This is a genomic window from Pseudomonas sp. S60, from assembly GCF_016647865.1.
In the GTDB taxonomy this organism is placed as follows: domain Bacteria; phylum Pseudomonadota; class Gammaproteobacteria; order Pseudomonadales; family Pseudomonadaceae; genus Aquipseudomonas; species Aquipseudomonas parafulva.
This window is the reverse complement of the sequence record NZ_JACVVH010000002.1, coordinates 185107-196828: the sequence shown is the minus strand read 5'-3', so window position 1 is coordinate 196828 and position 11722 is coordinate 185107. Positions and strand designations below refer to the sequence as shown.

At 64.4% G+C, this 11722-nt stretch carries 8 protein-coding genes; 3 read left to right on the top strand and 5 right to left on the bottom strand.

The window, feature by feature from the left end; genetic code table 11:
• Positions 1-404: 404 nt before the first annotated feature.
• From IAE33_RS01900 to IAE33_RS01880, 5 genes are all read right to left on the bottom strand, one after another.
• Complete coding sequence (locus IAE33_RS01900; protein WP_201161873.1) at positions 405-2450, bottom strand: PhoX family protein; 2046 nt, start codon at positions 2448-2450, stop codon at positions 405-407.
• Between the two features lie 166 nt (positions 2451-2616).
• The gene (locus tag IAE33_RS01895; RefSeq protein WP_201161872.1) at positions 2617-7134 is read right to left on the bottom strand and encodes a hemagglutinin repeat-containing protein; all 4518 of its coding nucleotides are present in this window, start codon (positions 7132-7134) and stop codon (positions 2617-2619) included.
• 27 nt (positions 7135-7161) lie between these two features.
• Entirely contained in the window at positions 7162-8844 is a 1683-nt protein-coding gene (locus IAE33_RS01890) for a ShlB/FhaC/HecB family hemolysin secretion/activation protein (protein WP_201161871.1), read from the bottom strand.
• A gap of 161 nt (positions 8845-9005) precedes the next feature.
• Positions 9006-9560 (bottom strand): L,D-transpeptidase family protein, encoded by a 555-nt coding sequence (locus IAE33_RS01885; protein ID WP_201161870.1) that lies wholly within the window; start codon positions 9558-9560, stop codon positions 9006-9008.
• Positions 9561-9586: 26 nt separating this feature from the next.
• Positions 9587-10141, bottom strand: coding sequence for an NUDIX hydrolase (locus IAE33_RS01880; protein WP_201161869.1), 555 nt, complete (start codon positions 10139-10141; stop codon positions 9587-9589).
• Between the two features lie 124 nt (positions 10142-10265).
• Here IAE33_RS01880 and IAE33_RS01875 point away from each other — a divergent pair, with 124 nt between their 5' ends.
• From IAE33_RS01875 to IAE33_RS01865, 3 genes are read left to right on the top strand one after another with little or no spacing between them, the layout of a single operon-like run.
• Positions 10266-10913 (top strand): CoA pyrophosphatase, encoded by a 648-nt coding sequence (locus tag IAE33_RS01875; RefSeq protein ID WP_201161868.1) that lies wholly within the window; start codon positions 10266-10268, stop codon positions 10911-10913.
• Positions 10910-11434, top strand: a complete 525-nt coding sequence (locus IAE33_RS01870) for a gamma carbonic anhydrase family protein (RefSeq protein ID WP_201161867.1) — start codon at positions 10910-10912, stop codon at positions 11432-11434. Before IAE33_RS01875 ends, IAE33_RS01870 begins: the two co-directional genes overlap by 4 nt.
• A complete protein-coding gene (locus IAE33_RS01865) occupies positions 11427-11621 on the top strand; it encodes a DUF1289 domain-containing protein (protein ID WP_028634838.1) in 195 nt (64 codons plus the stop codon). The genes IAE33_RS01870 and IAE33_RS01865 overlap by 8 nt, the downstream gene beginning before the upstream one ends.
• The last annotated feature ends 101 nt before the right edge of the window (positions 11622-11722 follow it).

The window sequence follows — 11722 nt, the reverse complement described above, 5'->3', positions numbered from 1 at the left end:
CCGTAGTGAGGGAACCCCGAAGCGCAGCGTAGGGGCCGGATGACGGGAGCGGGCGGTTTTTGGTTCCTTTTTGCCAAGACAAAGAGGGACCCGCCGTAAGGGCGGAAGGGTGATTGAGCGCCACTTGCGTAAAAGAATGTCTGCTCAGTGTGTCCGCCCACACTCTGTAAGTTTGAATTTTGAAGTTTGAAGTTTGAAGTTTAGGTTTGAAGTTGTTTGCTGTTCGTGGGTTTTCATGGCAAGCATAGTCCATGTGCGATGGTGGCCCTTATTCACCTTTTCGCTCTTACGGCGAGTTACTTTGGCCAAGACCCAAGTAACCCGCCGTAAGAGCGGAAAGGTGACTAAGCGCCACCTGCGCTAATGAATGTTCACGTGATGCGCGCGCCCCCACTGAACGCATCTCAGGCAGTACCAATCTCCCCGCCGTCATCACGTTGAATCACCACCGTCGAAGACCTAGGGCGAACCCGAGTGCCCTGAGGTGTCGCATCGGTGGCTTTGTCAGTCGAAGGCCAGTTCCCCGGGTGCTGAATGTTGATGAACAGCGTCTTGTTGTCCGGCGTGAAGGTAATCCCCGTCACCTCGCAATCATTAGGCCCCACAAAGAACCGCCGCAAGTCGGCCTGGTTGTGTGCACTCACCGGCACCTGCTTGCCATTGTCGTCCACCAGTTGCGTGGGGATCACCGCCAGTAGCTGGTCGTTGGTGTAATCCGTGATCGTGGCCTCGCTGTTGTCCGTCTCGAACCACAGCACGCCCCGGCTATCGAAACTCATGCCGTCAGGGCTGGCGAACTGGTTAAGCTCGGTCAGGCCGGAGCGGTTGATGTCGGCGTTGCCGCCAGCATTGGCCCCGAACACGAAGATGTCCCAGGTGAAGCTGGCATGGTCGCTGCTGTCGTGCCAGCGGATGATATGGCCATGCCGGTTTGGGCCGCGTGGGTTGGCTGCGTCGGCCTGGGCCGGCGTGCGAACGCTGTTGTTGGTCAGGGTCAGGTAGGCATCGCCATTGAGCGGGTTGACGGCGGTCCATTCCGGCCGGTCCATCGGCGTTGCACCCACCGCATCGCCGGCGCCGCGCGTGTTGAGGATGATGCCCGGCAGGTCGCCATACAACGCGCCCAGGGTACTACCACTGGTGGTCACGGTGGAGGGGTCCAGCAACAGCCACACCCCGGTGCCGTCGGCATCGAAGCGGGCTACGTACAGCTTGCCGTGGTCGAGGTATTTGTTGCCGGTGGCCAGGCGATCCGTCGGGTTGGCGTCGGCAGGGTCCCAGACGGCACTGGATACCCACTTGTACAGGTACTCATTGTTGGAATCGTCACCCATGTACCAGACCAACGGTTTACCCGCCACGGCCAGGCCCGGACAGCAGCCTTCGTGGCGGAAGCGGCCGAGGGCGGTACGCTTGGTGGCCAGGGTACTGCTGTTGTAAGGGTCGATCTCGACGATGTAACCGAAGGTACTGGCCTCGTTGCGGTAGTCGCCGTTGGCGCTGGCGGCTTTGGGGGTGATGTCGAAACGGGCGAATTCGCCGTCAACCTCGGTGCGGTCACCGGCGGCGGTTTCCCAACCGTACTGGCCGCCGCTGGTGCCAACGCCGATGCGGCGCTGGTCTTCAGGGCGCGTGCCCTTGTTGACGAAGATGCCCGGCCAGTTCTCTTCGCAGGTCAGGTAGGTGCCCCATGGTGTGTAGCCGTTACCGCAGTTGTTGTTGGTGCCGCGGCAATGGGTACCGGCGGGGGAGTACGGGGTGCGTACGTGAGCGCTGCCGCGCATCGGCCCGCTGATCTGCATGCGCGAAGCCGTAGTGAAGCGCCGGTTCAATGGGTCGTTGTCCACCACCTGCCAGCGGCCCTGGGTTTTCTTCAGGCGTACCACGCCCGCCCCGTGGGCGTTGATCTCCTTGCGTACCTCTTCGGCCGGGCGTTTGCCGTGGGCGTCCTTGGTGGGGCCGGCGGGGTGCAGGGCGGCGGTGTCGATGTACTCGAAGTTGACTGCCAGCAGGCCATCGTCCGAGCTGCCATTGATCGGGAAGAAATGCATGCCATCGTGGTGCATGCCCATGGCATTGGCCTGGTCGTGCGAAGTGTTGCTGCCGTCCGCTTTCCAGGGGTTGGCCGCGTGGTTGAGCGGTGTGCCCCAGGGGGCCAGCACGTAGGCGGTGTAGCCAGGGGCGATGGTGCAGGCGTCGGTGCGTGAGCCAGGGATGGACTGGAAGCCCAGTGACAACTTGGGTTGTACAGGTTTGCCGGATGACGGTGCGCTGCCGGGGCGGTCCCCCCCCAGGCACCCGGCCAGGCCAGTGCCGGCAATCAGGGCGACAGCGGCGGCCAGGCTGCCGCGTATCACGGTGCGGCGGCTCAGGTAGGCATCCATGACCGTGGCCATCGGCAGGTTGGTGCTGTGGTTCCTGTCCAGGTTGTCGCCGGTGTCACGACTCATCAAGGTGTCCTTTTTATGGCTGAGTTGAACCAGACCGCACTCTAGTGCGTGAATGTGACGTCCGGGTTTCAGGTTTGTTAAAGGGACAGCCGTAGTCGGCAGGTCCGCGCTGAAGTCGATGGGGGCGCTGGCCCCCATCGCCCGCGCTGCTAGCGCCTACCGCACATTACTTCCCACTAATGCTGGAGGCCCATTGCTCGCTGCGGTTGTGCCCACTGGTGCGCAGCAACCCGAGGTCCAGGGGAGCCTCCCCTGCGGCAGCCCCTTTGCCCTTGGCGATATCGGCCAGGGCGGTGCCCAGGTCTACCGGGGAATTGGAAGCATCCACCGAGACATCTCGGCGATAGTCACTGCCATTCAACGTTTCCTGGGTAACCGCAGCCGCGTCGAGCCGCACGTCGCCCCGGGCTGACTGCAACCGGGCGCCGACCAGGTGGGCATTACCCCCCACATTCAACGCTATGCCTTCGCTGCCTTTGAGTACCGCCTGCTGGCCGACGGTGTCATGTTGCGCGTGGGAAACATCCAGGCGCAGGGTAGGCGATAAACCCGGGTCCACCTTGCCCAGTGCCGAGCCCGCCTTCTCGGACACTTTGCTGCCAAAAGGCCCCGCCAGCGAGGTGGCGGCATTCACATACCCCTGCGGGTTCTTTTCGTGGCTGAGCCTGGCGTCGCCCTTGATGCTGAGGGTGTTTACGCTGTCCTTGAGGCTGGCAACGCGCAGGTCGCCTTCGATCGTGCCGTCGATTTTCCCGGCCTCCAGGCTCACGCCCTGAAGCTCAGCGTTACCCCGGCTGTTCAGGCTGATGTGGTCGGCACGCAGGTTGCTGGCGTTCCAGGTCAGGTTGTCGCGCTTGTCCAGGTCGACCTTGACCCGGCCGTGCAAACCTCGGGTGTCCAGGTTGCCGGTGCTGCTATTGAAGCCAGCACCTGCGGTGACGTGCAGGTTGTCGCGCACATCCTGGTTGGACGAAGCCTCTAGCCGGATACCGCCGTTGGCCGCATCCAGGGCGATGTGCTGGGCGCTGGCCTGCAGGCCCTGGACGTTTACGGCAACCTCTTCGCGTGCCGTGCTGCCCACGCTGAGCTTACCGCTGCTTGTAAAACACGCATCCACAGCCTCGCGCACATCCTCCTGCTGCTTGCCATGGCTGAAATGGCCGCCGATGGCACCGCCTTTGCTGGTGCCGGTTTTCAACGCCAGCTCCAGGCCTCCGCCCAGGCTGCTACCGCTGGCCTGCCGAGTGCTGCTTGCGGCCTTCACCTGCAGCAGGCCACCGCTGTGCAGGGTGATGTCGCCGGTCGGGGCCTCGCGGCTGCCGATGCGCGTGCCTTCGAGCAGCAGGTCGCCCTGGCTGGTCAGGCGCACCTCGCCCTGGCTGTCGATCTGGCCAACCTGGGCTGTGCTTTGCGTACGCTGCTGGCTGGCGTGGTCGAGGTAGCCGCGGCCGTCGATGCCGGTGCTGCCAGGGCGGTTGCCAACCTTGACCCAGGCATTGCCATCCAGCTGGCGCGACTGCTGTTGGGCGGTGTCAGTGGCTTGGGTAAAGGCCAATGTACCCTGGCTGTGAATACGGACGTCGCCGCTGCCGCCATCCAGGCGCGTGCCCTCGTAGCGGCCATCGCTGCCAAGCTGCACCTGGATACCCTGCTTGCCATACAGGCTGCCGGCCACCGCCGTGCTGGCCGTGCTCTGCTGGGCCAGCGACCCACCGTTACCCGCTATCCGTACATTCACGTCCTTGCCGCTGCTGGTGTCCACGCGGGCATCCCCGGCGAAGTTCAGGCGTTGCTCGCTGCGCTGCTCGGTGTTGGCGGCTGCTGTCATGTGGTGCTGTTGCGCCTGGATCTGCAAGGTGCCGGTGTCCGCCTGCCAACGCGTGCCTTGATCCATCAGGCTGTCGGCCTTGACCTGCACGTCGGCACCGGAAAACGTGCTGACCTGGGCGAAGCCACGGCGTTGGTTTTCCAGGTGCTTGAGGTGTTCGACTGTCATGTCCGCGCCGATGCTGGGGGCGACCATGGCATCTTCCGGGGAAGCCTGCTGGAAGCGGGCAGCTTCCTGGCCCAGCACCAGCCGTTCGATGGGGCGGGTCAGGTCGCGGTACTCCAGGCTTGCGCCCAGGCTGGCAGACCAGTCGTTGCGGTTTTTTTCGTGTTCATAGGTATCGTACACGGCGCGGTTCTCGATCTGTTTTGCGGTAACGTCCAACGTGTTGCCAGCCTTCACCCGTGCGGCCTCGGTCACCAGCGTATCGCTGTGCAGGCGCAGGTTGCCGCCGGCCTGCAGCTCGCTGTGCTGCACCTGGGTTTGCTGCTCGTGCTCGTCGCTGCGGTTGTGATAGCCATTGAACTGGCTGCCCAGGCGGTCGATACCACCGCTTACGGCGAGGCTGCCGCCGCTCTGGGTGTCGGTGCGGGTGGTGTCCTGGCTGTCATGGGTGGCGCCCAATACAATTCTCTGGGCGTTGGCTTCCAGGTCCCCGGTGGTGGCGGTGACCTTGGAGCCATTGACGTGCAACTGTGCACCGCTACCCAGGCTGACTGACGCCCCCTTGAGTTCGCTGCCTACCTGATGGGTTTCCCGGTGCTGGCCGGTGCTGGTGTTCACCTCATAGCCCAGGCCGGCGGTGTACTGCCGCGAACCCGGCTTGTCGCCGTGCGCTGCCTGGGTTTCGCGGGCATGGCCACTGAAGCCGCGTTGCTGGGTACGGGTTTCGCTTTCATCGACGGTTTGCACGCTGTCGACCACCAGGTCGCCCTTGGCCTCGATGCCAAGGTGTTGCCCGGCCTCGACCTTGGAGCCTTGAATTCGCAGTTCTTCTGCACTGGCCAGGCGCAGATTGGTGGCAGAACCCACATCGCTGCTCAGCACCTGTTCCTTACGCTCGGTGCTGTTGCCTTCGCTGGCGATCAGGCCGAACAGTTTGCTGTCGCGATTATGGTCGGTGCGGGTGTGGGTGTCCCGGTCTGCCTCGATCGCCAGGGCGCCTTGCTGGCTGTAGAGCGTGGCGCCCTGCTGGCCGAATACCTTGCTGCCCTTGATGGTAACGGTGTCTGCGCTGATGCTGAGCGCGCCGTCACTGGTGATGCTGCTACCGGCAACCCGCTTGCCGTCACTGTCATTGCCTTTGCGGTCGCCGAAGAACGTGCCAGACACCAGGTCGCCGCGGTAATCCCGTCGGGTTCCCCGATCCTGCAATTGCGCAGTGGCCACGTTCGCCTGGCTGGCGGTGATCGCCAAGTCGCCGCGGCTGTGCAGGCTGCTGCCCTGCACGTTGAGCTTGCCGGCGGCGTTAAGGGTCATCTCCCCGGCGTCCAGCGTGCTGCCTTGCGCGTTTTGCGTATAGGTGTCGGTGTCGCTGTCGCCGCGCCAGAGGTCCTTGCGGTGGCGTATCTGTTCCTCCACCCGCTGGCTATCAATACCGGCAAGCACCTCCAGGTTGCCGCCGCTGTCGATGCGCAGCCCGTTGCCGGCCTGTAGCTGGGCGGCAGTCATGCGCAGGTCGCCGCCCGATTGCAGGGCCAGGCTGTCATCGGCCTGCAGCCGGGTACCCTGTTGTTTGACGTCGGTGGTGGTGGTGTTGCGGCTGTAGGTTTCGCGGGTGACGAAAAGAAACTGCTTGTTCCAGTTGTCAGTGTCCCGGGTCACGCGCTCCAGGGCCTGGGCGTCGAGTGTCAGCTTTTTGCCTGCCCGTGCTTCGATGTGCTGGGCCTTCGCTTCCAGTGCCGCCAGGGTCAGGTCATCGCTGGCGGTCAGCTTCAGCGTGCCTTGCGCACTGTGCAGCAGGGCAGGGCTGCTGGCAGTGCCGCTGACCTGCAGATTACCGGCTGACTGGATCTGCACGCCTTCTGTGGCTTCGACTCGTGGCGCCTGCACCCGCACCCCCGCGCCCTCTGCAGTGCTGACCACGCGGATGCGCCCGGCCTGCATGGCGCCGAACAGGCTGGCATCGATGCTGGACGGGGTGCCGGGCAGGTGCTGGACGATATCGCCAGTGCTGCGGTCGATGCGGTTGCGCCCGGCAGTGATACCCAGGTCGGTGCCGGCGTTCAGCAGGCCCTGGCTGTCGATGCGCGGGGCGATCAGGTCCAGGGCGCCGTCACGGTTGCTCTGGCCCCCGCCCAGTACCCGCAGGCTGCCGCTGGCACCCAGGGTGTCGAGGTACTTCAACTGCTGCTGCTCGATTTCAGGCGTGCCCACCAGGAACCCCGCGCGGGTGGTGTTGATGAAGCTGCCACCATTGAGGGTGATGCCGTTGGGGTTGGCCAGCAGGTAATCGGCGCGGTGGCCGAACACCTCCTGCGGCCCTTCGATCAGCGAGGCGTTGCGGCTGATCACTTCGTTGAGGATGGTCGAGGCCGCCTGGCCCTGGAACTGCGGGTTGGCAGCCAGGGCGCCCGCCAGCTGCGATTGCCCGGGGGCGGTGGCGTTGTTCAGTACCAGCCCGGCGTTGCCCACGTTGTAGTCGCTGAACTGGTTGTGCGACAGCCCGCTGGCATTGGGTGGCACGATCTCGATCACTGGCACCCCATGGCCTTGGTTGATCACTGGTGTTCCGCCAGGGCCGCTTGCAGCTTCCAGGCCGCCCTGGGCCAGGGCGCTGGCAGAGCCGAGTACCACCAGGAATATGGCCCAGCGCAAGGTGTCTGGGCGGATGCAGTGGGGCGAGGGTGTTTTCATGTTTTTGTTCTCATTGTTGTGGGTGAATCAGATTGTCAGGGCCCAGTCCAGCACCCAGAACCCAGGTTCCAGGCGTCGGCCAGGCAAGTCGCTGGCATGCAGCGCACGTTGGTAGTCCAGGCGCAGCCGGCTCCCGGGCAGGCTCAGCTCGACGCCTGCGGCGGCCCCGGCCAGGCGCTGGGGCGATGAGCCGGGCAGGGTGCGGGCCCAGCCCAGGTCCACGCCTAGATAGGGGCGTATCTGCAGGGCTTGGTTGAAGGCGTGGGGCAGGGCCTGGCTGACGGTGTTGCGCCACACAGCGCTGCTGCTGCCGGAATAGGTGCGCAGGCGGAACCCGCGCACGGCGGTGTCGTCACTGGCCAGCAACTGCTCGACGGCAGGCAAGGCGTCGTCGCTGTACTGCAGCGCCACTTCACTTTGCCAGCGCCAAGGCCACTCGGCCGGGCCCTGGCGCAGGTGCAGCAGGTTGGCGCGGTACTTGCGAAAGTCTGGGCGCAGGCGCTGAACGCCGATTGGCGAGCGGTCGGCACCGAATGCACCGATACCCTGGGCAACACCCAGGTAGGCGTTCCAAAGCCCCTGATCAAGCCACAGCAGGTTGAGCCCAGCCTCCAGCGTGGTCAGCGTCGGGCTTTGCTGCACGATGACCGCGCCGGCACTGCGGTTGATCAGTTGCTTGCGGTCCACCCGGGCGCTGGCGCTGAGCATGCCGCGCGGGCCGCGCCACAGCACCCGTTCGGCACTCAGGCTGCGGTAGCGGCTGCTGCCATCGGCCACTTGGTGGCTACCCGGTAGGGGGGCCTTGTAGCGCAGCCGGCTGGCACTCATGGCGAAGGTCCAGGGGCCGTAGGGGATGCTGTAGTACAGCGTCAGGCCCTGGCTGTAGCCGGGCGCCCCGAAGACTGTGCGGCTGAGGGAGACACGCAGGTCGTCATTCAGGCCCAGCGGGCTGTCCAGCCCCAGGCCCGTGGTCAGGCGATGGCGGCCGGTCTGGTCGCTGCCACGGTTATCGAAGCGGTTGTCCAGGTGCCAGGGTGATGCCACTTTGCGCGGCTGCACCACCACCCGTGTCGCGCCTGGCAATGTGCCGGGCAGCAAATCCGCACCCAGGTCGTAGGCCCGCAGGCGGTTGAGCTGGTCCAGCCCTTGTTCCAGCTGGGGCAGGTACAGGGGCTGGCCAAGCATGTCGGGGAAGGCACTGGACAACGACAGCGGCAATTCAGGGCCGGCGAGCTCGATGGACTCGACAAAGCCCTCCACCACACCGATATGCAGGGGCGCACCGCTGCGCGGCGTTTGCGCCAGGTAGGGGCGGCTGGCAGGAAAGCCCGCGGCCACGTATTGCCCGGTAAGGGCCCGCAGCAGGCGGTCGATGTCGGCGGGGCCCATGCACGCCGTAACGGAGCGCCGTACGGTGTCGGCCAGCAGGGTGTCTGGCAGTTGGTGGTTGCCTGCAATCTGCACGCCACGGATGGCCCAGCAAGGCTGGTGGGCAGGTGCTGGGGCGGGCCCGGGGGAGGTTTCGCTGGGTTCGCGTTTGCCCTGCCAGCGCTCAAGGCGTTGTTGCTGCTGCAGGTCGCGCAGGTTCTGCTGCTGTTCCCGCAGTTGCCAGCTGGCGGTGTCGCCGCTGGCAACCCCGGGCATGCACAGCAGCACCGCGAGGCAGGCAGCCAGCAACCAGCCGGCGTTCGGGCGTTTGTGGTTCGGCATTGTAAGCACCCCGCTGTTGCAGTACGGGCTCCGTACTCGACTGCGTGGATGCTAAAAGGCGGGCTATTCGCCTGGATGCCGTCCCTTGCCTAAGCGATTGTCAGGCAGATTCCAGCGAGATGGTGGGAGGTTTCCTACAGCCTGCGCCGAATGGCGCTCTATCAAGGCCGAATCTCGATCATGGTCCCGTCGCGCACCAGGCTCCAGACTTCCTGCATGTCGTGGTTGCGCATGGCAATGCAGCCGTCGGTCCAGTCCAGGGTGTGGAAGTACCATTCCGGGTATTCATCGTTGATCGGCGTACCGTGGATCATGATCATGCTGCCGGCACTGACCCCTTCGAGGCGGGCACGGGCGGCATCGGTGACGTTGGGGTAGTCGATATGCATGGCGAGGTTGAAACGCTCGCTCTGCTTGCGCCAGTCCAGCCAGTAGAAGCCTTCGGGGGTTTTCTTGTCGCCCTCGCGCTCTTTCGGGCCTTTAGGCTGTTTGCCCAGGGAAATGCGGTAGGTTTTCAGCGGCTCTCCACGGCTGATCAGCTGCAGGCGCCGCTCGGACTTGATCACCAGCACCTTGTCGATCAATGGTTGCACCGGCTGCGCCGCGCGCGGCAGCGCCTGCGCGGCGGGTGCCGGCTTGCGGATGATGGTTTCGGTATAGGCCGCCTGGGACACCGAAGTCACGCAAAGGCAGAACAAGGCAAGCAACCAGCGCATGTAACGGTATCCCTGAAGGCTCTGAGCTAGGTGGAGGACGACGCAAGGTTCATCGGCGGCACGTACTCATGGCCAATGGGGAAGTGCTGCCCAGTGCGGTCGCGATAGTAGCATTCTAATGTGCGCGCCACGGTCCGGAAAGCCAGGGCCTGCCACGGGATCTCGTGCTCTTCGAACAGCCGTACTTCCAGGCTCTCGGCGCCGGTGGCCACGTCCAGGTCTGCCAGCTGTGCCCGGAAGAACACGTGCACCTGGTTGATGTGCGGCAGGTCGAACAGCTGGTACAAGGCCATGTCCTTCACCCTGGCACAGGCTTCCTCGACGGTTTCACGGCGCGCTGCCTGGTCGAGGGTTTCGCCGTTTTCCATGAAGCCTGCCGGCAGTGTCCAGAAACCTCGACGCGGTTCGATGGCGCGCCGGCACAGCAATACCTGGCTGCCCCAGGTGGCCAGCACGCCGGCCACCACGTTGGGGTTCTGGTAGTGGACCGTGTGGCAGGAGGGGCAGACATACCGCAGGCGGCTGTCGCCTTCGGGTACCTGCTGGATGACCGGTTGGCCGCATGCACTGCAGAAATTCATAGGGGGCCCCTTTGTTTGCCCCTATCTTGGCGTGCCGGCCTGGCGCCCGCAAGCGGGCAGGGCTTGGGTGCCTGGCGGCTTTTGGTGCATCATGCAGGGCAGGCCTTGGACACGAGTGTACGCAATGCTGGACGAGCTACTTCGCCGAATGAGCAACCACCAACCTGCCACGCTGGAAACCGACCGACGGTTTCCGGAAGCGGCGGTGCTCTTGCCCATTACCCGCAGCGAAGCGCCCGAACTGGTCCTCACCTTGCGCGCTCAAGGGTTGTCCACCCACGGCGGCGAAGTTGCCTTCCCCGGTGGCCGCCGCGACCCGGAAGACCCGGACCTGGTGTTCACCGCCCTGCGCGAGGCCGAAGAGGAGATCGGCCTGCCACCCGGGCTGGTGGAGGTGCTCGGCCCTCTTAGCCCGCTGATTTCCTTGCATGGTTTGAAGGTGACCCCGTTTGTCGGGGTTATCCCCGACTTTGTCGAATACCGTGCCAACGACGCCGAGATCGCGGCAGTATTCACCGTGCCGCTTGAGTTTTTCCGCCAGGACCCTCGCGACCATACCCACCGTATCGATTACCAGGGGCGCAGCTGGTACGTGCCCAGCTACCGTTATGGTGACTACAAGATCTGGGGGTTGTCGGCGATCATGATCGTCGAACTGGTCAACCTGCTGTTCGATGCCGGCATCAGCCTGCATCACCCGCCCGAGCGTTACCCCGACAAGCGAGCAGGGCCCACCCTGCCATCTGCGTCCCAGCCTGAGGAACAACCATGAAATACCGCCTGGGCGACCTGCGGGTCGAAACCCACCCCACCAGTTGGGCTGCACCCAACGCCACGCTGATCGGCAATGTGCGCCTGCAGGCCGACGCCAGCGTCTGGTTCGGCGCCGTGCTGCGTGGCGACAACGAGCTGATCGACATCGGTGAGGGCAGCAATGTGCAGGACGGCACGGTGATGCATACCGATATGGGTTCGCCGCTTACCCTGGGCAAGGGCGTTACGGTGGGCCACAACGCCATGCTGCATGGTTGCACGGTGGGGGATTACAGCCTGGTTGGCATCAATGCAGTCATTCTCAATGGTGCGCGCATCGGCAAGCACTGCATCATCGGCGCCAATGCGCTGATTGCCGAGGGCAAGGAGATCCCCGACGGCTCGTTGGTGATGGGTTCACCGGGCAAGGTGGTACGCGAACTCACCGAACAGCAAAAGCGCATGCTCGAGGCCAGTGCGGCGCACTACGTGCACAATGCCCAGCGCTATGCACGGGAGCTGGTGGTTGACGATGAATGACACCCCGGTGCGCCCGGTAGCGTCACCGTGCGTGAACATCTGCGCGCTGGATGAACAGGATATCTGCACCGGCTGCCAGCGCAGCGTGGCCGAAATCAGCCGCTGGGGGCGGATGAACGACGACGAGCGGCGCGCAGTGCTGAAGCTGTGCCACGAACGTGCCTTGCAGACCGGGCTTATCCTCTAGTCGTTGCCTTCCTGGCATTCTGAGCTGTGCAATACCTGAGGGAGCAACTGTCTTCCACAAGATCTCAAAGTTGGCGCAATCACTGTGGGAGCGGGTTTACC